22 protein-coding genes are annotated in these 19497 nt (G+C 38.5%); 14 read left to right on the top strand and 8 right to left on the bottom strand.

Annotated features, from left to right (window positions below):
* Positions 1 to 103: 103 nt before the first annotated feature.
* Positions 104 to 1315, top strand: coding sequence for an MFS transporter (locus tag SCI76_RS06610; RefSeq protein WP_310884291.1), 1212 nt, complete (start codon positions 104 to 106; stop codon positions 1313 to 1315).
* A 36-nt stretch (positions 1316 to 1351) separates the two neighbouring features.
* Here SCI76_RS06610 and SCI76_RS06605 read toward each other — a convergent pair whose 3' ends face one another.
* The gene (locus SCI76_RS06605; RefSeq protein WP_168760487.1) at positions 1352 to 1516 is read right to left on the bottom strand and encodes a hypothetical protein; all 165 of its coding nucleotides are present in this window, start codon (positions 1514 to 1516) and stop codon (positions 1352 to 1354) included.
* Between the two features lie 115 nt (positions 1517 to 1631).
* The gene (locus SCI76_RS06600) at positions 1632 to 2855 is read right to left on the bottom strand and encodes an MFS transporter (RefSeq protein WP_028413992.1); all 1224 of its coding nucleotides are present in this window, start codon (positions 2853 to 2855) and stop codon (positions 1632 to 1634) included.
* A gap of 419 nt (positions 2856 to 3274) precedes the next feature.
* On the opposite strand from SCI76_RS06600, the gene SCI76_RS06595 reads away from it, so the two are divergent.
* From SCI76_RS06595 to SCI76_RS06570, 6 genes are all read left to right on the top strand, one after another.
* Entirely contained in the window at positions 3275 to 3646 is a 372-nt protein-coding gene (locus SCI76_RS06595; protein ID WP_028413991.1) for a thiol-disulfide oxidoreductase DCC family protein, read from the top strand.
* A gap of 147 nt (positions 3647 to 3793) precedes the next feature.
* Entirely contained in the window at positions 3794 to 4714 is a 921-nt protein-coding gene (locus tag SCI76_RS06590) for an oxidoreductase (RefSeq protein WP_048018521.1), read from the top strand.
* Between the two features lie 180 nt (positions 4715 to 4894).
* Complete coding sequence (locus tag SCI76_RS06585) at positions 4895 to 5875, top strand: DUF3231 family protein (RefSeq protein ID WP_033578473.1); 981 nt, start codon at positions 4895 to 4897, stop codon at positions 5873 to 5875.
* A 201-nt stretch (positions 5876 to 6076) separates the two neighbouring features.
* Positions 6077 to 6817 carry a DsbA family oxidoreductase gene (locus tag SCI76_RS06580; protein ID WP_063246900.1) on the top strand — a complete coding sequence of 247 codons (741 nt, stop codon included), beginning with the start codon at positions 6077 to 6079 and terminating at the stop codon, positions 6815 to 6817.
* 200 nt (positions 6818 to 7017) lie between these two features.
* A complete protein-coding gene (locus SCI76_RS06575) occupies positions 7018 to 7977 on the top strand; it encodes a S8 family peptidase (RefSeq protein WP_407545102.1) in 960 nt (319 codons plus the stop codon).
* Positions 7974 to 8777 (top strand): endonuclease I family protein, encoded by an 804-nt coding sequence (locus SCI76_RS06570; protein ID WP_221831778.1) that lies wholly within the window; start codon positions 7974 to 7976, stop codon positions 8775 to 8777. The genes SCI76_RS06575 and SCI76_RS06570 overlap by 4 nt, the downstream gene beginning before the upstream one ends.
* 50 nt (positions 8778 to 8827) lie before the next feature.
* Here SCI76_RS06570 and SCI76_RS06565 read toward each other — a convergent pair whose 3' ends face one another.
* Positions 8828 to 9289, bottom strand: a complete 462-nt coding sequence (locus tag SCI76_RS06565; RefSeq protein WP_033578476.1) for a MarR family winged helix-turn-helix transcriptional regulator — start codon at positions 9287 to 9289, stop codon at positions 8828 to 8830.
* A gap of 279 nt (positions 9290 to 9568) precedes the next feature.
* Between SCI76_RS06565 and SCI76_RS06560 the strand changes: the two genes are divergently transcribed.
* From SCI76_RS06560 to SCI76_RS06545, 4 genes are all read left to right on the top strand, one after another.
* Positions 9569 to 10207, top strand: a complete 639-nt coding sequence (locus SCI76_RS06560) for an HlyD family efflux transporter periplasmic adaptor subunit (RefSeq protein WP_221831776.1) — start codon at positions 9569 to 9571, stop codon at positions 10205 to 10207.
* A gap of 33 nt (positions 10208 to 10240) precedes the next feature.
* A complete protein-coding gene (locus tag SCI76_RS06555) occupies positions 10241 to 11866 on the top strand; it encodes a DHA2 family efflux MFS transporter permease subunit (protein WP_033578477.1) in 1626 nt (541 codons plus the stop codon).
* Positions 11867 to 11927: 61 nt separating this feature from the next.
* Positions 11928 to 12356, top strand: coding sequence for a MarR family winged helix-turn-helix transcriptional regulator (locus SCI76_RS06550; protein WP_221831773.1), 429 nt, complete (start codon positions 11928 to 11930; stop codon positions 12354 to 12356).
* A 44-nt stretch (positions 12357 to 12400) separates the two neighbouring features.
* The gene (locus tag SCI76_RS06545) at positions 12401 to 12598 is read left to right on the top strand and encodes a helix-turn-helix transcriptional regulator (RefSeq protein WP_028413982.1); all 198 of its coding nucleotides are present in this window, start codon (positions 12401 to 12403) and stop codon (positions 12596 to 12598) included.
* Positions 12599 to 12627: 29 nt separating this feature from the next.
* Here the strand turns inward: SCI76_RS06545 and ytzI are convergent, their stop codons facing one another.
* Positions 12628 to 12762 carry a YtzI protein gene (gene ytzI / locus SCI76_RS06540; RefSeq protein ID WP_221831771.1) on the bottom strand — a complete coding sequence of 45 codons (135 nt, stop codon included), beginning with the start codon at positions 12760 to 12762 and terminating at the stop codon, positions 12628 to 12630.
* A 128-nt stretch (positions 12763 to 12890) separates the two neighbouring features.
* Here ytzI and SCI76_RS06535 point away from each other — a divergent pair, with 128 nt between their 5' ends.
* Entirely contained in the window at positions 12891 to 13052 is a 162-nt protein-coding gene (locus SCI76_RS06535) for a YfhD family protein (protein WP_221813801.1), read from the top strand.
* A 38-nt stretch (positions 13053 to 13090) separates the two neighbouring features.
* Here the strand turns inward: SCI76_RS06535 and SCI76_RS06530 are convergent, their stop codons facing one another.
* From SCI76_RS06530 to SCI76_RS06515, 4 genes are all read right to left on the bottom strand, one after another.
* A complete protein-coding gene (locus tag SCI76_RS06530; RefSeq protein WP_407545101.1) occupies positions 13091 to 14098 on the bottom strand; it encodes a FecCD family ABC transporter permease in 1008 nt (335 codons plus the stop codon).
* Complete coding sequence (locus SCI76_RS06525; protein WP_221831769.1) at positions 14095 to 15105, bottom strand: iron ABC transporter permease; 1011 nt, start codon at positions 15103 to 15105, stop codon at positions 14095 to 14097. The genes SCI76_RS06530 and SCI76_RS06525 overlap by 4 nt, the downstream gene beginning before the upstream one ends.
* Before the next feature lie 81 nt (positions 15106 to 15186).
* Positions 15187 to 16107: an iron-hydroxamate ABC transporter substrate-binding protein gene (locus SCI76_RS06520; protein ID WP_221831767.1), complete on the bottom strand. Its 921-nt coding sequence runs from the start codon at positions 16105 to 16107 to the stop codon at positions 15187 to 15189.
* On the bottom strand, positions 16108 to 16902 hold the full coding sequence (locus tag SCI76_RS06515) for an ABC transporter ATP-binding protein (protein WP_048018528.1): 795 nt from the start codon (positions 16900 to 16902) through the stop codon (positions 16108 to 16110).
* 188 nt (positions 16903 to 17090) lie between these two features.
* On the opposite strand from SCI76_RS06515, the gene SCI76_RS06510 reads away from it, so the two are divergent.
* Positions 17091 to 18140, top strand: coding sequence for an NAD(P)/FAD-dependent oxidoreductase (locus tag SCI76_RS06510; protein ID WP_048018529.1), 1050 nt, complete (start codon positions 17091 to 17093; stop codon positions 18138 to 18140).
* Positions 18141 to 18294: 154 nt separating this feature from the next.
* Complete coding sequence (gene megL, locus SCI76_RS06505) at positions 18295 to 19482, top strand: methionine gamma-lyase (RefSeq protein WP_407545100.1); 1188 nt, start codon at positions 18295 to 18297, stop codon at positions 19480 to 19482.
* The last annotated feature ends 15 nt before the right edge of the window (positions 19483 to 19497 follow it).

The following is a 19497-nucleotide window of genomic DNA, read 5'->3' as shown; positions in this document are numbered from 1 at the left end:
CCTTCATTTACACACCTTTCTTCTACTGTTTCTTGAAGAAAGGTGCGTTTTTTTGCGAAAATGGAACGTTTGACAGCTGGATAGAAAGGGTTGAAATGAGTTTATGTCGAAAGCAGAAAATTCGTTTGTATCAGGCATAAAGATTGTATTTACAGACCGGGATTTTCGAACGATTTTTATTTCATTATTTATTATTGGGTTGTCTGTTGGCGGCTTTATGCCTTATTTAACGGTTTGGGCAACAAATACATTGCACGCCACTTCGTTTCAAGCAGGATTTTTATTTGTCCCAATGAGCATTCTTGGTTTAATCGTCTCGTTTTATTTGGCTTCTTTATCAGACAAATGGGGAAAACGAAAGCCATTTATTATTTGGGCATTACTGATTGGAACCATTTCAAGAGTTCCCTTAGCGTTTACGCATTCTTATACAATAGCACTCATTTTACTTGCTATAGGAGGGTTTAATGCGTTTTCTTTTTTCTTTGCTCTGCTGAATGATTTTATTATTAAAAAGGAAGAAAGTAAATTGCAGGCAGGTACGATTACCGGTACTGTGCGAATGGCATTTTCACAAGGCTATATTTTTGGACCGATGCTCGGAGCTTTAATCATTGACCACGGAGGGTATACTCTTTTATTTTTACTATCAGGGTTGTTATCGCTGGCAACTTTAGTGTGGGTTCTTTTTGCGCTTAAAGAAGACAGTATGCCTCAACCTTCAGCACATGCATCTTCAAAAGCGCCAGCTGGTATACCTTCTGTATTAATAGCTGTATTCGTAGCAGCTCTTTTCATTTTTGCGGGTGATTCCGGACGTTCTATGTATTTGCCGCTGTATATAACGGATACGTTAAAGCAATCCGTTTCGATTGTAGGAATTCTTTTTACCGTTACGTCTGTTTTTGAACTAATATTTATGCCGTTAGGAGGCTATTTTTCTGATAAAATCGGAGTCAAACGCTTCTTTGTTATCGGCATAGCTTGCCAAGTGCTTTATTTTGTTTTAACAAGCCTTCATTTACCGCTGAGTGGATTGATTGCGCTTCAAGTATTTTATGCTTTCATTCTATCCGCTACAATGGGAGTTGGCATGGTGTATGCTCAGTCACTGGCCCCACGTCAAATTGGACTAGCCACGACGGCATATATGACAGCTATACAAACTTCAGCAGTTGTCAGCAGCTTAGCTATGGGGTCACTAGTTAGCGTGATTCCGTTGCCTTCTACTTTTTACATTTTAGCTGTTTTTGCGGTTGTTTCAGGTGTAATGTTTCTATTGATGAAGCAAAAATCAGCTGAGGAAGTGAGCTGAAAAGTTAAGAAGAGGTTGAGATATTACCAAATTAATCTAATCTAAAGACAAACAAATAGTATGCATGAGCTGCACTGCTTGTGACACCGCAGTTGATTTCCGTGCAAGTCTTCGCTTTCCGCGGGTGGCCGATGAGCCTCCTTGCGGGGTCTCATCTGTTCCACTTTCCCCGCAGGAGTCTTCGCCTTGCCCTCCAATCAACTGCTAGAAGGACCTAAAGAAATGACACATACGTTCACCATAACAAAAAACGAACCATTCATTAATGGTTCGTTTTTTTTACTTTCTCTAAAATACTTTTGCCCCAGCCTCTTTTTTATGAGGCTGTTTCTTGAATTTGTTCGCGGGGCTTTTTATTTAAAATTTTGCGGTAGCGGTAATTAACAAAAGCCGCCGCCGCCATACCTACTACTGAAAGCATCGCATCAAAGATAAAGATAATTGAAATATGTCCCGTTTTAGACATGAGCCCTGTTGCTAAAGGTAATAAAATTGCAGCTAATCCAGCAGCGGTCGCTACAATTCCTGTAACCGTTCCTTTTTTGTTCCAGAAAAGCTCGGTCATAACGGTAATCGCTAATTGAAAGACCCCAGCCGTAGAAAATCCCATGAAAAAAGCAGCTGCAATTGCAATAGCAGGTACTTTAACAAATAGAAGCGTAAGTACAGCGATAAGGGTAATCATCGGGTAAACGAGAATAACCGTTACAGGACGAAGCACTTTGCTTAATAATACAGCTAATACTAAAACAGAGATTAAAGCTCCGATGCTGTAGTAGCTTAAAAGGCGAACCGAGCTGCTTTCAGCCATACCTAATACTTGTTGACCATAAGTAGGAAGCCAAATTTGAGCCACTGTAAACAGAGCTGTAGAAGTAAATCCAATCACAATAAGAGCGATTCCTTCTTGTTTCATGTTAGGAGGAGAGATAAATTTATTCTCTTCTGTACTTTGCTGTTGAACTGTATTCTGTTCGCGTTTATGATTGGGAAAAGGCAGTTTGAACATAAAGATCATATTTAGTAAATAAATAAGAGCGGGAAGGAAAAAAGCATACCCATAAAACAAATCACGATCCGCAAAAAAGGCAATCATAAACGGCAGAAGCGCTGCACCAGCTGATATAAATGCTTTTACAAGAACACTGGCTGAACCTGAAGATTTAGGAAAAACTTCAATCAAAGCAGGGTATGTTCCAGCGTCCATAGCAGAGTTTGCAATACCAGCAATAATGGCAAAGATAAAGGCTGTTTGATAATTTGGCGATAATGGAATGCCAATTAAGAAAATAGCCATCGTCAGAGACGAAACAATAATCAAAGGTTTTCGTCCGACTTTATCAGACAAGATGCCTGATAGAGAATATGAAAGCAATTTTCCAATTCCGATAGCAGAAATGATATAGCTGATTCCAGCACCGTCGGTATTTAATTGTTTTGTCAAAAATGACATATTTGATGCAAGCATGATATTGACCATGCCAAGTAGAAAATAGTTAATATACATACCTGAAGCTGACAGCATGTACTTATTTTTCATCGTTTACACATCCTTACGTAAAAAAGCTTATATGAAATGGATAAAAGTAATCACCCAGCCCTCCTTTTTTCATCGTTATTTATAAACCTACTTCCATGATAAGTTTATGAAGACATTACCTTTACCTTTTATCATTGGATTTATTCAGTTCTTTTTAGTATGCGACTAAATGCATGCATCTAGTGCTTCAAATCAATATGAAATCTATTCTAACATGTTTTTAGCGCTTTAAACCAAAAAAGTGATATTTTATAAAAAAATCCTATCTTCTTTCGCGGCTTCACAAAAGAAACTCCACAAAAAATGTTCGCTTTAAAGCCAGGCTGCACAAGAAGTGCCTCTTAATGATGGTTATTAAAAATGAGAAAAGGGTATTTATAAACTAAGGAAAAAGAAATAAGGGAAGAAAGGTGGAAACAATGAAGCACAAAGTATTTTTTGATGCGGAATGTCCTTTATGTTACAACGTAAAAAAAATAATTAAGGCGCTGGACTGGACGAACCAAATCCAGTGGATTCCAGTTCAATACATTGAACGAACAGAGTATAGCTACTTAAAAGAAGAAGGAAGAGACTTATATGATCAAATTCATATGGTCACCAAAAAAGGGGAAGTATTAGCAGGATTTGAAACGGTCAGACGGCTTTTAGCTGTTTTGCCTCTTACATGTCCAATCGGTGTGCTTCTGCATTTACCATTAATGAAAAAAGCGTTTAGTCCGCTATACAAATGGATATCCACAAACAGGTACGACTGGTTTGGGCGCTACGATTCGCCGCGAACCACATAAACATATAAAAAGGACAAGCTTTTTAAAAGCTTGTCCCTTTTGTTTTGAAGATATTATAATTTATACATACTTTAATTTCTAAAAACGTATGTGACCGAGACGCGTAAATTCTAGAAAAGCAGCTATAGCTGAAAGGGAGAACTTTATATGAAAACAAAATGGACAGCTGAACGAATGCATGATCTAACGGGGAAAACTGCCCTTATAACGGGAGGAAACAGCGGTATTGGATTTGAAGCTGCAAAGGCTCTAGCAGCTCGCGGAGCAGAAATCATTCTTGCTGTGCGTAATGAAGCAAAAGGGAAAGAAGCTAAGAAAAGAATTAAAGCAGATAACGGAAATGCTAAAGTGACTATTATGTCATTAGATCTTAGTGACTTGAGCTCTATTCGGCATTTTGCCAATCAATTTCTTCAACAATACTCGTCTTTGGATCTTCTCATTAATAATGCAGGCGTGATGGTGCCGCCTCACAGCAAAACGAAAGACGGATTTGAACTGCAGTTTGGCTGTAATCATTTAGGACATTTTGCACTTACGGGCTTGCTGCTTCCTTTACTAACGGCCACTCCACATTCACGTGTCGTAACGGTAAGCAGTATAGCCGCTAATTCTGGAGAAATCTATTTTGATAATCTCGACGGAGAAGAAGGCTACAGTCCAATGAAGTTCTATAGACAAAGCAAACTCGCCAACCTATTGTTTGCCAAAGAATTGCAAACTCGCTTAGAAGCAGCCGGATCAACGACAATTAGTGCCGCTGTACATCCGGGTATTTCAAATACAAACCTATTATCACGCGGTTCAGGCAAAGAACCAAACGGCTTGTTGAAATTTTTAGTCAAGCTATTTAGTCAATCTGCAGAAATGGGCGCGCTGCCTACTCTTTATGCAGCCACTGAATCAATAGAAGGCGGTACATATATTGGGCCAGACGGAAAAGATGCTAAAAAAGGATATCCTGTAAAAGATATGATGGGAGATGTTTTATTTAAACCGGACGTAGCGGAAAAACTATGGAGCGTATCTGAGGACTTAACAGGTGTTGAGTACTCGTTTCGTGCTTAAGATAAAAAACAGTTCTGTAAGTGCGGAGCTGTTTTTTTATTGCTCAAAAACTATAGATCAGCGGGTTAAATAAAAAAAAGAATGTTGGATAGCATAATGGTAAGTAAACGTACAATGAGTATGTTCTCTTTTGAGCGATAAAAGCACTCAACAAAGCTCAAGAAGCGGAGGAAAGTAACAGTGCCTGACAAACCTAGTATTACCTCAAGTGAAATTGGAACGCTGTGGATGACATATCAGCAGAAAACGTTAATCATTTGCTTGTTGGATTATATGATTGAACATGCAGACGATGAAGATGCTAAAACAATTATGACAGATTTGCGTGAGCAGCTTATTATATACATACGAAAGATAAAAACAATATTTGAAAAAGAAGGAGCCGTAGTGCCAACCGGGCTTTCATCTCAAGACGTAAACATACAGGCTCCAAAACTATTTACTAATGGATTTGATATTATGTTTCTTCGTGTTATTAAAGAAATTAGTATGGGGATGTATACATTAAGTTTAGGTAAGGCCTACAGAGAAGATGTGGTGAAATTTTATCAAGATTTAACAAAGATTACGCAACATTGTTATGATTCCTGTACGCAGTATTTACTGAAAAAAGGGATTTTATCACGTCCACCCTATATTCCGATGCCAACCACTGTTGAGTTTGTTTCTGACAGAAAATATTTGAGCGGCTTAAATGTATTTGCGGATAAAAGAGTATTAAATACGATGGAGCTAGCTCAGCTTTATCACGGGGTCGAAACAAACATTGTGGGGATGAAGTTAATGAAGGCTTTTTCTCAAACGGCTAAAGATACCGAAGTCAAAAAGCATTTTTTGAAAGGAAAAGAGCTCAGTAAAAAGATTATTACGCGTCTAGAAGAAATAATTATACAAGACGATATTTCACCTTCTGTTGCCTCAACAGGAAGCATCACGACTTCTGAAACGCCTGCTTTTTCTGATCGTTTGATGCTGACATGCGATATTTTACTAAGTAATTTTAGTATTGGAAGTCAGGCATTTGGAGCAGCATTTAGTTTTCGAAGAGATATTGTGGCTAAAATGATGCTGATAGGAGAAGATGCGTTTCAATATGCAAGCGAAGCGACGGAAATTATGATTAAAAAAGGCTGGCTTGAAGTTCCACCAAGTATTGATTAGCTAATATGAAAATACGTATTTACATGATGATCTTTTAAAAGCAATGAATTTAAAATAAGTGAGATAAAAACACGGTGCTGATTCAATACACTTAGTATGTAAATCAACACCGTGTTTTTTGCTTTGTTTGAGCAAGTTATGATGGAAATTCTTCAAAGGTATGCTACGATAAGAATTATCTTGAATTGAAGAGGTGTCACGATGAAAATAGAAGTTTGGTCAGATTTTGTCTGTCCTTTTTGTTATATTGGAAAGCGTCGATTAGAGCAAGCGCTTCAGCAGTTTGCACACAAAGATGACGTGCAGGTTGAATTTAAAAGCTTTGAGCTAGATCCAAATGCTTCAGTTAATACTGGTAAAACGATTAATGAAGCTCTTGCTGCTAAATATGGAATGACCATTGAACAAGCAAAGCAGGCAAATGAAGGGATCGGACAGCAGGCAGCTGGTGTGGGATTATCCTTTAATTTTGACGATATGAAGCCAACTAATACGTTTGACGCTCATCGTTTAGCTAAATTTGCAAAAGCTCAAGGAAAAGAAGCAGCTATTACAGAAAAACTCTTATATGCATATTTTACTGAATCAAAACATCTAGGTGAAGAAGAGACGCTGATTGCTGTTGCAGAAGATGCAGGTCTTGACCGAGAAGAAGCACGTCAAATTCTCGCAGATAAAAACGCATACGCAAATGAAGTCCGCAGTGATGAAGCAACGGCTCAGCAATATGGTATTAGCGGTGTTCCATATTTTGTTGTTAATCAAAAATATGCGATTTCAGGTGCACAGCCAGTCGAAACATTTGTAGGGGCTCTCCAACAAGTATGGGAAGAAGAAAATCCGACTCCCGCTTTGAAGAGTCTTTCTCCAGAAGGCGCAGATGATGCCTTTTGTGCAGATGGGCAATGTGCCGTTCCTGATTCCTCTAAAAACCAACAATAAACAAAAAGCAGAGGCGGAAATTTCGCTTCTGCTTTTTGTTTATTTTTTTAAAAAATCACAAAAATACAAACATGTGTTCTGTTTTTGTGTTATAATAAGTTTAGAAGCAACAAACCTCGATGAGTAAGCTCCAAAAATAAGCGATTAAAAGTGATCCCACCATGAACTAGCTTCCATTTAATCCTGCAGGGGGAATCTGAATGAAGAGCAAAGTGCGCATTATCCCATTTCAAGTAGTTGAACAATTAAGTCAATTTAATGAAGTCCCACAAGGAGTGGCTCTAATTGGAGCAGATGAAGTATGGAAGCAAACAAAAGGACAGGGAATAACCGTAGCGGTTTTGGATACTGGCTGTGAGGTTACACACCCAGATTTGCAGGAGCGAATTATTGGAGGAAGAAATTTTACGCACGATGATCAGCAAAATCCTGATGTTTATCAAGACTATAGTGGTCACGGTACTCACGTAGCAGGCACAATTGCAGCAGCGCATAATGGAGCGGGCGTTGTAGGAGTGGCTCCTGAGGTGAATTTACTTATTCTGAAAGTACTTGATGGGAATGGTTCAGGTCAATATGAATGGATTATTCAAGGTATTACCTACGCCATCCAGCAAAAAGTAGATATCATTTCAATGTCACTTGGAGGTCCGGCCGATGTACCTGAACTGCATGAAGCGATTCAGGATGCTGTTGATCAGAATATTTTAGTTGTCTGCGCAGCGGGAAATGAAGGAGATGGAGAAAGCTCCACAGATGAGTTTGCATACCCAGGCTCATATAATGAAGTGATTAGCGTAGGAGCGGTTGATCTAAAGAAACGTTCTTCGATATTTTCCAACTCAAACAATGAAGTGGACGTAGTGGCTCCGGGAGAGAAGATCATATCAACCTACTTGAATGGAAAGTATGCCGCACTGAGCGGAACTTCTATGGCCACGCCTCACGTGGCGGGAGCTTTGGCATTGATAAAAGTTCTTTCAAATGAAACGTTTGGAAGAGAACTTACAGAACCAGAGCTTTACGCACAGTTAATCAGAAGAACACTTCCATTAAATGAATCACCAAGAGAAGTAGGAAACGGGTTTGTGCACTTGACCATTGTTGAAAAGCTATTGCGTGAAATTCAACGTCAAATGACTTCAGAGGTGATGGGATGAAAAGCAGTTTAGATATATTAATGGTGGAAAAACAGCAGGCAAAAGCCCTTTATCACGAATACGTAAACAAACGAAGCTATTATGATGAAAAGACGGATGAAGAGAGTAAAAATCTTTATTATCGAGGTACTCTCTTTGAAAGAGAAGCCATGCAAGCTTTGTTAACGGAAACGCATCAGCATTTGCTGAGTTATTCGCCGCATAAATATGTATATCCATGGGTGGATCTACAGGAGAATGGAGAGCTGAAGAGTCTGTATTCAGGGAAAGGTATGGATCCGTTAGAAGCGATACAGCAAGATATTGATGCACTTCAGTCGCTTAGTCACTCATCTGTTTCAAGCAATGATATACTGCTAAACTGTGAGCACGTTGTCCCACAATCTTGGTTTGGAAAACAAGAGCCTATGAGAGGCGATTTGCATCATTTGTTTGCGTGTGAACCTTCTTGTAACAGCCGAAGAGGTAATTCCTCTTATATTGACTTCCCGGATTATACACCGGAAGTTAAGCAATCAGATGTGAAAGAAGGGTGCGGCAAATCAGAAAAAGGTAAGTTTGAACCCGAATATGGAAAAGGAATTGTCGCTCGAGCTACGCTTTATTTTTTAATTCGCTATCATAATAAAATTGACTTTTCACGAGTAGATCTTCCTCTTTTACTAAAATGGCATGAAGAATTTACCGTTTCACTTTATGAAAAACATCGCAATGCAGCAATTTTTGAATTGCAAGGCAACCGAAATCCTTTTATCGATTTTCCTGACAAAGCAGCTACATTAATGAATTCGGCTTTCTAAAATAAAAAAGGAGCTCCGTTTCTATTCGAAACGGAGCTCCTTTAGGTATCCTAATAAGAAAATCCATATTTATCGCTCAAAAGGGCATCCATTTTATTTAACAAGCGAAAATATTCTTCTTGTTCTTCTACAGTTAGAGCTGCTAGCATATCTTTTAAAAATACATTTCGCTTCTCTGTAATCATTGAAACAAGCTGTTTGGATTCATCGGTCAATGAAACCCACACGACTCTCCGGTCTTTTTCGTCTCGCACGCGCTGAATGAGAGATTCTTCTTCCAATTGATTTAATAAGCTAGTTGTAGCGCCCGAAGTTAAGTGAAGTTTATTTGAAATATCTGCCACCATATACTTTGTACCGCTGGCAATGTAGTTTAAGATATAAAATTTAGTGGGTGTTAAGTGATAAGGCTGCGTTTTTAATGTTTCTTCGACCAAATGTCGCATATATTGAAAAAAAGATGTGTTAATTTGATAAAGGTGTTCAATTTTTGATTCTACATTGTTATCCATGCTAGCTTCCATCTCCTTGTACACTACGGACATATATAAACTAACTCTAAAATAAAATGAAACAATTGTAAAGGATGGAAACGATTATCTTTAACCCCCATTATTATTTTTAAATTAATATCTTTACGAAAAAATATCTTTATGATAAAGTTATTTAGGTAGTTAACCAAATGGATGATTATAAAGAAACATATCTCCTAATAGATGGAGATAATATCTTTATGAAAAAGCTATATAAAAAAGTAGTTTTATTAGTGAAGTATTAAGGAGGAGTAATGAATGTCTAGAAGTCGCTTAATGGTAACAAATTTTATTGGAATCATCGTTATTTTAGCTTTATTAATTGGAGGAGGATATTATTACGTTCAAAAATCCAACTATATTACAACGGATAACGCTAAAGTATCTGGAGATGTATACAACGTAGTTGCACCTGCAGCAGGTAAGGTAGCAAGCTGGACAGTGGAAGAAGGAAATGATGTATCAAAAGATGCTGAAATTGCTAAGATTCAAGCTGAAAAAGGCTCTGTAGCTGCTACAGTACCAGCAGATGGAAAAATTATTCAAACAAATGTAAAAGAAAATCAAATGGTTCAAGCTGGACAGCAAATTGCAACCGAAGTAGATATGAAAGATCTATTTATCGTAGCGAATATCAAAGAGGATCAGATTAAGGATATTAAAGAGGGCGACGATGTAGATGTAACAGTAGATGGAGACAGTAGTACAAAAATTGACGGTAAAGTTGAAGAAGTGGGATATGCAACTAATTCACTTTCATCTTTAACATCGAACTCAAGCTCAGATGGAAACTACACAAAAGTATCTCAAACGGTTCCTGTAAAAATCTCTATTTCTAATTATTCAGAGCATGTGCTACCAGGAATGAACGCTGAAGTAAAAATTTCAAAAGACTAATTCTTACTACAACAGTTCAAGAAGGGAGGAAATATGATGACAGCCAGTATAGAAAACACAAGTGATGGATCCATCAAAAAGCATATTCCGCTATTGATTGTTTTAATGCTTGGTTTGTTTCTTGCAATATTAAATCAAACGTTGCTAAACGTAGCCATCCCGCATTTAATTACTGAGTTTGGCGTAACCGCAAATACAGCTCAGTGGTTGTTAACTGGATATATGCTTGTGAACGGGGCGTTAATTCCGCTTTCAGCTTTTTTAATTGAACGATTTGGTGTGCGTCGCTTGTTCTTATTTGCAATGGTTTGTTTTACAGTAGGGTCATTGATTTGCGGAATTGCACCTACATTTTCGATTATGCTTACCGGCCGTTTAATTCAAGCTATTGGCGGAGGTGTCTTATCGCCTCTTGTTATGACCATTATTGTGTTTATTTTCCCTCCTCACATGCGAGGAAAAGGGATGGGTATTTTTGGATTAGCCATGATGTTCGCACCGGCTATTGGTCCAACATTATCTGGATGGGTTATTCAAAACTATGATTGGCACATCCTTTTTAACGGCATGGTGCCATTAGGTGCGATTGTATTAATTATTGCTTTCTTTCAATTAAAAGACATTCAGCCTCCAAAGGATGTAAAAGTTCACATGCCTTCGGTTGTGACATCACTTGCAGGTATGGGATTATTGCTTTACGGATTTAGTGAAGCTGGAAATGACGGCTGGACGGATTCAGTTGTTCTTTCTACAATCATTGGCGGGGCAGTTCTTTTAATTATATTTGTTCTTCAACAAATTAAATCTGAAAAGCCGCTATTGGATATGCGCGTGTTTAAATATAATATTTTTTCACTATCAAATATTATTAGTATTGCGATTACAATCAGTATGTACGCAGGTATGTTCTTGCTTCCAATTTACTTGCAAAATATCCGCGGATATTCTGCTTTTGATTCAGGACTGCTGTTGCTTCCTGGCGCACTTGTTATGCTGGTCATGTCGCCGATTTCAGGTACATTGTTTGATAAAGTGGGACCTCGTCCGCTAGCAATCGTTGGTATGTTTATTACATCTATTTCAACGTTTGAATTTACGAAGCTGACGATGGATACACCGTTTAATCATATTTTAGCGATTTATATTATCCGATCGTTTGGTATGTCACTTTTAATGATGCCAATTATGACAGCCGGTTTGAATCAGCTTCCGCAGAGACTAAGCAGTCACGGAACGTCAATGTCTAATACGCTTCGTCAAGTAAGTGGTTCAATTGGTATTAGTTTAATGACGACCATTTTTACAAACCGTACAACATATCATGTAAATGAAATCAGCAGTTCCATGAATACGTCTGATCCATTCTTTATGAATAGCTTTCATTTATTTGTACAAAAAGTAGCTGCTACTTTGCATTTATCACAAGATCAAGCTCAGCAGCAAGCGCTGACGATTTTATCTGGAAAAATGACGCAGCAAGGTACGATTCAAGGTATTAACGATGCTTTTTATTGGGCAACAGCGATTTCTGTTATCGGTTTAATTTTAAGTTTCTTCCTTCGTGACGTACGTAAAGATAAAGTAGTCGAAGAAAAGAAATCAAAAGCTCAAGAGGAAGATATTCGTATGCTTCCAGCTCCAAAAAGTATAAATTCATAAAGTGCTATAGAATCAAAAGTTCATCATAAAACATGTTGGAGAGAAAGGGGCGGTGAGGTGGATGGATCCATTGATATTTGGTGAAGAAATTCAAAGAATTTCAATATCTTTAAACAAAAAAGTAATGACAAATGTAAAAAGCCTTTTACAGTATTACAGAATTACCCCTTTTCAATATCATATTTTACTGATTGTTGAATGTGCACGTACAATGCCTGTGACCAAAGTGGCAGACGAAATGAAGGCGAGCCCAAGCGTTATCACAGCATCAATTACACGTTTGTATGAACTGAATCTTGTGGAGCGCTACCATTCAAAAGAAGATCGGCGTAAAGTTATGGTTGAGCTTACAAACAAGGGAAAACAAGTGATTCAAGCGGCTGAGAAAGACATGCAGCAAAGGATTGAAAAACTGTTTGCATGCTATAAAGAAGAAGAGCAGCAGCAATTTCTTACGCTCTGTCGGCAGCTAGATGAACATGTGACTTGAAGAGGAATAAAAAAAGTATATTGAGTTATGCGGAGTGAGTGTAAATGGATAAAGAGATGGTAAAAAACATTCGAAAAAACTACAATATGAATCAGCGAAACTTCGCTCAAGCAGTGAACTGCAGTTTTTCTTTAATCGCCCTGGTTGAAGTTGGGAAGAGAAGAGTAACAAAAAACTTAGAAGACAAAATTAAGCAAGCATTTCAATTGAACGATCATGATTTAAAATCACTGCAGGGCTAACAAAAAAAGTAGGTGTGAAACGAGCGCACCTACTTTTTTTCGTGTTGTTTTTTTGTAAGCGGATCTACGGTATGTTTATAATCATAAGCTTTTGAGGTGGTAACTACGCACAGCAGTAAAATAACAAATACAATGATAATAGAGAGCATAATAATGATGATCATATAAAACGTCCTTTCTTTTTCTTATTACGTATGCTTTCGGTCTTATTGGTAAAATTCCTTCTTTCTCCACATAGTGCAGAAACGACAAACGCATACTAATAACAGTCTAGAATAAAGGAGTGTTCATTATGAATGAAAAAGAGTTGAAGAAACAATTAAAAAAGGTAGCAGATTATCCTGCATCTAAAGCAGATGGAGTGGACGAAGAGTTTTCGCGTGAATTAGCAGACCAAGACGATTTAGAAGCACAGGTTAGAGCGAACGCTGCAGATGAAAGACAAAAAAAATAATAACTAGACGCGCTTTCTGAAAAAAGCGCGTCTGCATATTATTTTTTCAAAAGCAAATAAACAAAATAAGGAGCACCTATTACGGCGGCAATAATTCCTGCCGGTATACCGTTAGGATTTGCAATGTTATGTCCTATCGTATCAGCAATCAGCAAAAGCCAGCCGCCAAGTAGAATAGCAACGGGAATAAAAAGCTGACTTCTCGGTCCTACTAAGCCTTTAGCAATATGAGGAGCAAGAAGTCCAATAAAAGCCACGCCGCCCGTCACTGAAACCGCGGCTGCCGCTAATGCCACCGCGGCTAAAAGCAATGTTACACGTTCTTTCTCCAGAGAAATTCCGACTCCAATAGCTGCAGCTTCATTTAAATTAAAAATGTTTAATGAGTTTGCTTTGTACAATATAAAAGGAATCAAGACAAGAAGCCAAGGTAGAAGAGCCCATATAAAAGGCCAGTCTGTCCCCCAGATGCTGCCTGCAATCCATTTAGCAATAAAATCAACTTTAACCCGATCAGCTGATGACATAATCACCACCATCATTCCAGAAAGAGCCATTGAAAAACCTACGCCTGTTAAAATCAACTTTACAGGCTGCAGTCCTTGGCTTTTACTATATGCACAAAGATAGATAAGACCAGCTGTCAACAAGGCGCCGATAAAGCCTACCAGCGGAAGGGCATAAACGAAAGAGCCCGCTTCAATTGGGGAAAATAAAAAGAACACAGCAATTGCGGCTCCTGCTCCTGAATTAATTCCTATAATCCCAGGTTCCGCTAAATCATTGCGCGTAACACTTTGTAAGATAGCTCCTGATAAAGCTAGAGCCATTCCTGCTAGAAGCGTAATGATAATCCGCGGAAGTCGAATTGAAAAAAGGACGAACTCATCTGTAAAATTCCCTTTGCCAAAAAGAGTAGGAAACACTTTATTGTAAGGAAGGGGTGCATCACCGAGTCCCATTCCTATCACAACCGTTCCAAGAATCAAAACAGTGAGCAGCATCATAATTATTCGTTGTTTTCTAATAAGCGCTGGGTGAATCATGAGAATGCTTTTCCTCCTTTACGAACAATCACTAAAAAGAAAGGTAAACCAATCATCGATACAACTGCTGCTATCGGTGTTTCATAAGGAGCACTGACCGTTCGAGCCAATGTATCAGCGAGCAGCATAAACGCTGCGCCAGTGATAGCGGACATAGGGATAATAAAACGATAGTCAGTTCCTACAATTCCTCGTACAATATGAGGAATCATCAAGCCGATAAACACCATGTTTCCCACTAGTGCAACAGAAGCGCCGGCAAGAAGAATCATGACGACAAATAAAATGGTTTTGACTTTTGTCGTTTGCTGGCCCAATCCTACAGCCACTTCTTCATTTAAGCTCAGAATAGTAAGCTGCCGAGAAAGCAAAAGGGCAATGAATATACCTCCGAGAATAAAAGGAACAATGATTTGAAGCTGTTCCCAAGAAGTGCCTACAATTCCGCCAGCAGTCCACATGGATACATCTTTTGAAATCTTAAAATAAATACCGAAGCCTTCTCCAATGGCATATAGAAATGCTGAAACGGCAGCCCCCGCTAGTACAATTCGAAGCGGAGAAAATCCTCCTCTTTTTATAGCAGCAATTCCAAACACCAGGATTGCGCCAACCCCGGCTCCTATAAAGCAAGCAATCGTAATACCCAAATAATTTATAGAAGGGATCAAGGCAATTGTTACAGCTAAAGCCGCATTTGCGCCAGACGTTAACCCTAAAAGTCCTGGATCTGCAAGTGGGTTTCTTGTCATACCTTGCATAATAGCCCCTGATACTGATAAAGCAGCGCCAACAAAAACAGCGGCGATTTCACGAGGTAAACGAATATCTCTGATGATCGAAATCTGTTCGTTTACACTGCTTGATGAAAGTGCTAGCCATACATCTTTTATCGATATGTCAGCAGCCCCAAAAACCATTGAAGAAACAAACATTGTGATGAATACGAACAGCATACCTATTAATTTATATAAAAAGGGAATGAAACGCTGATTGTCTTTTTTCATAAAACACCCATCTTTTCATGTAAGAATAAATTTAGTAACACAAAGCAAGAGGAATCCTAAAAAGAATTCCTCTTGAATGAATTACTTGCCAAGAAATTTTTGAGTAAAGAAATCTAGTTGATAATCTAGTGTGATTGGATCATTAAAATAAAATTCTTTTGCATTTGCTTCAAATACGTGATTGTTCTTTACAGCAGGAATATTTTTGTACGTATCTGTTTTCTCAAATGATGTATCTCCATCTTGGTTTTTGCTAAAGATTAAATAATCTCCGGCATATTCAGGAAGAACTTCCGGTGAAATTGCATAGTACCCATCTTTCAAAGCCATTTTTTTTACCTTCTGCGGCATTTTTAATTTCATTTCTTGATAAAGAATCTCCGTTCCGCGTCCCCAGTTATTCCCAAACACATAAAGCTGTTTGTCAAAGTTCTCAATAACTGAAACCGTGGCATCTTCGCCAATTTTAGCTTTGATGTCAGAACCAGCTTTTGCCGCACGCTTTTTAAAGTCGTCTACCCATGATTGTGCTTCTTCTTCTTTATTTAATAGCTTTCCAATTTCTACATGCTGAGTAAGGTAATCTACTTTATCGTATGTATACGTGACAGTAGGGGCAATTTTTTTCAATTTATCAATGTTTTTTGTAGTAGATAAGCCAATAATTAAGTCAGGCTTTAATTCAATAATCTTTTCTAAATTTTCCTCTGATACTTCTTCGACGCCTTTTAATTTCTTTTCAAAGCGGGGATTCATTTTAGACCATGAGTCCACTCCGACAATGTTAACACCTAAAGAAAGTACGTTACCTGCATAGGAACCTAACACAACAACACGTTTCGGATTAGCCGGAACTTTTACAGGGCCGTCTTCAGATTGATATGTGATCGTCTTGGATTCGCTGTTTTTTCTAGAATCATTTTTACTTTCAGTTGAACCGTTGCTGCAGGCACTAATAAGTAGTACGAATATAAGCATGAATGGAAGCAGTAATTTTTTCATTTAGTTATCTCCTCTTAATAAGTTATATGTGATACACATTGGTTTATTTGTTCTCGGATCCCGCCCAATTTCAGCGTCGATATGAAACACTTTTTTTAGAACGTCCTGCGTAATGACTTCTTCACATTTTCCGGCTTTGACAATTTCTCCATCTTTTAAAGCGATAATATAATCCGCAAAGCGAGCGGCTTGATTTAGATCATGAAGCACCATTACAACTGTACGTTCCTGCTCTTTGTTTAGTTTTTGCAGGAGTTCAAGTACTTCTAACTGATGAGCCATATCCAAGTAGGTAGTAGGCTCATCGAGGAATATAATATCGGTTTCTTGAGCTAAAGCCATCGCAATCCACACTCGCTGGCGCTGACCCCCTGAAAGAGAGTCAACGGGACGAAACTTGTAATCTTTTGTTCCGGTTACTTCAAGCGCCCAGTCAATCGTTTGATAATCTTCTTTCGATAGACGCCCAAAACCTTTTTGATAGGGAAATCGCCCATAAGATACAAGTTCTCCAACAGTTAGGCCGCTGGCACTTTCTGGTGTCTGAGGGAGAATCGCCATTTTTTTAGCGAGTGATTTTGTATGTTCTGTTGAAATGTTTTCGCCATCTAAAATGACGGAGCCAGATTGATGGGAAATAATGCGGGTGATGGCTTTTAAAAGCGTTGATTTGCCGCATCCGTTTGAACCAATAATCGTGGTAATCTTTTTGTCTGGAATGTTAACGCTTAAATTCTTAACTATTAGACGTTCACCATAACTAATATGTAATTTCTCTGTATATAGGCGAACCATATTTGCCCCTCCGTTTACGTTTAATACAACGATACTTGATAATGATTATCAATGTCGTTTACTTTACATACTATAATTCGAACGTTTCCGGATGTCAATAGTTATTTTTATTGTCAAAACGTTGAAGAAGATGTATATTTAAATGAGAATGATAATCAATAACGATTGATTACGAGGAGTGAACGTGCATGATACACAATGAACTTTTTGATGTGACAATTATAGGCGGGGGACCGGCTGGCCTTTATTCTGCCTTTTATAGCGGCCTAAGGGAAATGAAAACAAAGCTGATTGAATATCAGCCAAAACTAGGCGGAAAACTTCACGTTTATCCTGAAAAAATGATTTGGGATGTCGGAGGCCAAACGCCTATTACTGGTGCGAAGCTTATTGAACAGCTTGTTGAACAAGGGCTGACGTTTGATCCAACTGTTGTTTTAAATGAGAAAGTTGACTCCATTTCCCGCTTAGAAGATGGTATTTTCCAGCTGAAGAGTTCTTCAGGGAAACATCATTACTCTAAAACGATTATCCTTGCTGTGGGAGGAGGTATTTTAAGTCCGCAAAAGCTCAAAATCGAAGGGGCAGAACGATTTGAAGTAACAAACTTAAACTATACGGTTAAATCTCTGCAGCATTTTAAAAATAAAACGGTGATTGTTTCCGGAGGAGGTAATTCAGCCATTGATTGGGCAAATGAGCTAGAGCCCGTTGCTGAAAAGGTATATATTACATATCGAAACAGTGAACTAACTGGTCATGAAGCGCAGGTGAGACAATTAATAAACAGTTCAGCTCACTGTCTGCTTAACACATCTATTACAAAATTAGTGGCTGATGCGACGCATGAATTTATTGAAACAGTTGAGCTGACTAATCATCAAACCGGTGAGATTTCTTATTTGCCGGTTGAAGAAGTTATCATTAATCACGGTTATGAAAGAGATACAGAGCTGTTAAAAAACAGTAAACTACATATCAAAACCATTGATGACTATTACATCGCAGGTAATGCAGCAAGCGAAACGTCTGTAGAAGGCGTATATGCAGCGGGAGATATTCTCATGCACGAAGGGAAAGTCCATTTAATTACGGGTGCTTTTCAAGATGCTGCTAATGCCGTAAACAAAGCAAAACAATTCGTTCAGCCTTCTGCGGCTAAGACAGCTATGGTTTCTTCTCACAATGAAGTATTCAAAAAGCGTAATTCAACACTAATTAAACAAATGATGAAGTAAAGCGAGATGCAGGGTGCATGTCGCTTCTTTCTCTACGGTAGAATTATCTAAGTGAGGAGGAAGGGAACGAAAAAAGAAAAGAGAAATATAATAAAAGAAAACGCTTACATTTTTAAAGATGACACAGCGCTTGTTTGCATAAGGGGGAAGCCGTATGAACGAAAAAGAGAAATATCAGTTTGAAACAAAAGCCATTCACGCAGGGTATGAATCAAAACATCATTTTGATAGTTTAGCTCCGCCTATTTATCAAACGTCTACATTTACATTTTCATCTCTAGAACAAGGTGCAAACCGGTTTAGCGGAGCAGAAGATGGTTATGTATATTCCCGGTTATCTAATCCAACGATCACCATTTTAGAAGAGCGTATGGCACAGCTTGAAGAAGGAGAAGCCGCTTTGGCATTTGGATCGGGAATGGCTGCAGTATCGGCTGTATTGATTGGACTTACAAAAGCAGGCGATCATATTTTGTGTTCAAAAGGAGTGTATGGATGCACGTTTGGTCTCTTAGAAATGCTTGAGGAAAAATATCAAATCCGTCATTCTTTTTCCAACTTGGAAACTGAGGAAGAAATTCTTGCTGCTATCAAAGAAGATACAGCATGTATTTATATTGAAACGCCGATTAACCCCACTATGACTTTAGTAGATTTAGAGTTAGTTACTTGTATCGCCAAACAAAAAGGAATTCCCGTGGTAGTAGACAATACCTTTTCAACTCCTTATTTGCAGCAGCCGCTGAAGCTTGGATGCGACTTAGTTATTCATAGCGCAACTAAATTTATTGGTGGACACGGAGATGTTGTGGCAGGAATTGTAGTAGGGGACAAAGAGGTTATTTCCGTACTGCGCAAAACGACGCAAAAAGATATTGGAGGTATTCTTTCACCATTTGATGCGTGGCTGTTACTCCGAGGCTTAAAAACGCTGGCCGTTCGAATGGATCGTCACTGTGAAAATGCTGAACATATCGCAAAACAATTAAGTCTCCATCCCAAGGTGAAAGCCGTTTATTATCCAGGTGATAAAAAGATCACTGCTTATTCCCTCATGCAAAAGCAAATGAAAAAAGGAGGGGGGCTTCTCTCCTTTGAAGTGAAAGGAGGTTATGAAGAAACCGTAAAAGTGGTGAATCAGCTTAAGCTCATTTCCATCGCGGTGAGTCTTGGCGATGCTGAAACACTTATTCAGCATCCTGCCTCGATGACGCATGCAGTTGTGCCGGAAGAAGCTCGAAAAGAAATGGGCATCTCAAATGAACTTCTTCGTTTATCAGTTGGGCTGGAAGCTTGGGAAGATATTATGAGAGATTTACAGCAGGCATTAGATAGTATATAAAAAACAGCGCTTGGA

Origin of the sequence: Priestia sp. HNGD-A6, assembly GCF_045784335.1 — a bacterium.
GTDB lineage: Bacteria > Bacillota > Bacilli > Bacillales > Bacillaceae_H > Priestia > Priestia zanthoxyli.
Note: the sequence above shows the minus strand (reverse complement) of the source record. Positions and strands in the feature narration are given on the sequence as shown.

Bases quoted from the DNA above. Each gene is read 5' to 3' on its own strand.
- SCI76_RS06610 (WP_310884291.1), top strand. From the start codon at position 104: ATGTCGAAAGCAGAAAATTCGTTTGTATCAGGCATAAAGATTGTATTT.
- SCI76_RS06600 (WP_028413992.1), bottom strand. From the start codon at position 2,855: ATGAAAAATAAGTACATGCTGTCAGCTTCAGGTATGTATATTAACTAT.
- SCI76_RS06595 (WP_028413991.1), top strand. From the start codon at position 3,275: ATGAAGCACAAAGTATTTTTTGATGCGGAATGTCCTTTATGTTACAAC.
- SCI76_RS06590 (WP_048018521.1), top strand. From the start codon at position 3,794: ATGAAAACAAAATGGACAGCTGAACGAATGCATGATCTAACGGGGAAA.
- SCI76_RS06580 (WP_063246900.1), top strand. From the start codon at position 6,077: ATGAAAATAGAAGTTTGGTCAGATTTTGTCTGTCCTTTTTGTTATATT.
- SCI76_RS06575 (WP_407545102.1), top strand. From the start codon at position 7,018: ATGAAGAGCAAAGTGCGCATTATCCCATTTCAAGTAGTTGAACAATTA.
- SCI76_RS06570 (WP_221831778.1), top strand. From the start codon at position 7,974: ATGAAAAGCAGTTTAGATATATTAATGGTGGAAAAACAGCAGGCAAAA.
- SCI76_RS06565 (WP_033578476.1), bottom strand. From the start codon at position 9,289: ATGGATAACAATGTAGAATCAAAAATTGAACACCTTTATCAAATTAAC.
- SCI76_RS06560 (WP_221831776.1), top strand. From the start codon at position 9,569: ATGTCTAGAAGTCGCTTAATGGTAACAAATTTTATTGGAATCATCGTT.
- SCI76_RS06555 (WP_033578477.1), top strand. From the start codon at position 10,241: ATGATGACAGCCAGTATAGAAAACACAAGTGATGGATCCATCAAAAAG.
- SCI76_RS06550 (WP_221831773.1), top strand. From the start codon at position 11,928: ATGGATCCATTGATATTTGGTGAAGAAATTCAAAGAATTTCAATATCT.
- SCI76_RS06545 (WP_028413982.1), top strand. From the start codon at position 12,401: ATGGATAAAGAGATGGTAAAAAACATTCGAAAAAACTACAATATGAAT.
- ytzI (WP_221831771.1), bottom strand. From the start codon at position 12,762: ATGATCATCATTATTATGCTCTCTATTATCATTGTATTTGTTATTTTA.
- SCI76_RS06535 (WP_221813801.1), top strand. From the start codon at position 12,891: ATGAATGAAAAAGAGTTGAAGAAACAATTAAAAAAGGTAGCAGATTAT.
- SCI76_RS06530 (WP_407545101.1), bottom strand. From the start codon at position 14,098: ATGATTCACCCAGCGCTTATTAGAAAACAACGAATAATTATGATGCTG.
- SCI76_RS06525 (WP_221831769.1), bottom strand. From the start codon at position 15,105: ATGAAAAAAGACAATCAGCGTTTCATTCCCTTTTTATATAAATTAATA.
- SCI76_RS06520 (WP_221831767.1), bottom strand. From the start codon at position 16,107: ATGAAAAAATTACTGCTTCCATTCATGCTTATATTCGTACTACTTATT.
- SCI76_RS06515 (WP_048018528.1), bottom strand. From the start codon at position 16,902: ATGGTTCGCCTATATACAGAGAAATTACATATTAGTTATGGTGAACGT.
- SCI76_RS06510 (WP_048018529.1), top strand. From the start codon at position 17,091: ATGATACACAATGAACTTTTTGATGTGACAATTATAGGCGGGGGACCG.
- megL (WP_407545100.1), top strand. From the start codon at position 18,295: ATGAACGAAAAAGAGAAATATCAGTTTGAAACAAAAGCCATTCACGCA.